Source organism: Streptomyces sp. FH025 (genome assembly GCF_017427025.1).
In the GTDB taxonomy this organism is placed as follows: domain Bacteria; phylum Actinomycetota; class Actinomycetes; order Streptomycetales; family Streptomycetaceae; genus Kitasatospora.
In genome coordinates this window covers 1-1,707 of record NZ_JAFLNG010001073.1, presented here as the reverse complement: position 1 = coordinate 1,707, position 1,707 = coordinate 1, and the positions used below count along the sequence as shown (strand labels likewise).

General features: G+C 71.4%; 2 protein-coding genes. Both read right to left on the bottom strand.

The genetic code is table 11. The features are described 5' to 3' along the window. Window positions 1-175 (bottom strand): DUF4287 domain-containing protein (locus J0670_RS37405; protein WP_307806868.1); only part of this gene is annotated, 175 nt, incomplete at its 3' end. 106 nt (window positions 176-281) lie between these two features. Beyond that, on the bottom strand, window positions 282-1,707 hold a 1,426-nt coding region (locus J0670_RS37400; RefSeq protein ID WP_374223247.1), incomplete at its 5' end, for a Pls/PosA family non-ribosomal peptide synthetase.

The following is a 1,707-nucleotide window of genomic DNA, read 5'->3' as shown; positions in this document are numbered from 1 at the left end:
CGCCCGCGTGACCGTGGCCCAGGCCGTGGTCGCTCTTGAGCCAGGCGACGAGTTCCATGTGCCGGGTCAGCGGCGAGGCGCGGATGAGGTCCTTCCATTCCCCGATCGGGCGGCCGTACGCCTTCTCGATGGAGGGGAAGGAGGAGGCGGGGCCCTTCACGGGTGCGGCGGTCACGGCCGGGGTCCTTTCAAACTCTGGCAAAAAATGCGGAAGCGGCGCGGTCACGGGACAAGGACCGTGACCGCACCGCGAACTCATCGCCACCCGGCAGTGGCCCGCGTCACACTCCCGCGGTGCGCCGGCGGCCACGCGCCGCACGCGCCGCGCGGGCCGCGCGGCGCCCGGGCGGCGGCGTGGGGTCGGCGTTCCAGGCCGCGACGGGATTACCGAGCCAGCGCGAGGCCCGGGGAACGTTCTCACCGCGCATGACCAGCGACGCCGGCCCCACCGTGGTGTTCTCCCCCAGCGAGGAGTTGAGCAGGACGATCGAATGCGGCCCGGCGGTGGAACCGGCACCCAAGTGGACCGGCCCCAGACGCATGACACGGTCATGGAACAGATGGGTCTGCAGCACCGTGCCGCGGTTCACACTCGCCCCCGCCTCGATGGTGACCAGATCACTCTCGGGCAGCCAGTGCGTCTCACACCACGCCCCGCGCCCGATCTTGGCACCCAGGCTGCGCAGCCAGGCGTTGAGATAGGGCGTACCGGTGATGGTGGAACCCCCGAAGGGCATCGCGAGTTCCTCGACGAAGGTGTCGTAGAGCTCGTTGCGCCAGACGAAGGACGACCACAGGGGATGCTCGGCGACACGGAAGCGCCCCACCAGCAGCCACTTGGCGGCCGTGGTCAGAGCGCAGGCGATGACGGCGGCGGCGATCAGGACCAGGCCCGCCGCCGCCAGGACCGCGCCGATACCGAAGGCGTCGCGCAGTTCCTGCAGGGCCGCGAAGACGAGGTCACCCAGCAGAGCCGCCAGGACGACCGGCAGCAGGCGGCACACCTCGACACCGGCACGCGCCCACATCAGGCGCCGCGGCGGGCTGTAGGTACGGCCCTCCCCCGCGGCCTCGGCCACCCGCGGCAGAGCGAAAGCCGGCCGGCCCAGCCACGACGAGCCTTCGGGAGCATGGGCCGGAGCGTCGGACAGGACACCGACCAGACTGCTGTCCGGCAGGTGACGCCCGGGCCCCACGATGCCGGAATTGCCGACGAAGGAACGGCGCCCGACATGGGAGGCCCCCAGATACAGCCAGGTACCGCGCAGCTCGTACGGGGCCAGGAGCGTGTCATCGGCCAGGAAAGCCCCGTCGTCGACCCGCAGGAGACCGGGCAGCGCCAGCACCGTCGAAGCCTCCACACGCCGGCCCACCCGGGCACCGAGCATACGCAGCCACACCGGGGTGAAAAGGCTCGCGTAGAGCGGGAACAGGGCACGCCGGGCGGTATCGGCCAGACGGGTGACCGCCCACGCGCAAAACGCCGCCCTGCCCACCGCCGGATGGAAACCCGGGCGCAGCGGCCGCGACAGCAGGCGGATCAGCAGCGCTATCGAGACGGCGTGGCAGGCGATGGTCAGGACCGCCAGCGGGATGGTCAGGGGCAGCAGGTGCCACAGGGCCGCGGTCACGGTGGTGTCGGTCTCGATCACCGGGTAGGCGATGAACAAGGCGGGCAGGGCGCAGATGAGGGGCAGGAGACCGAAG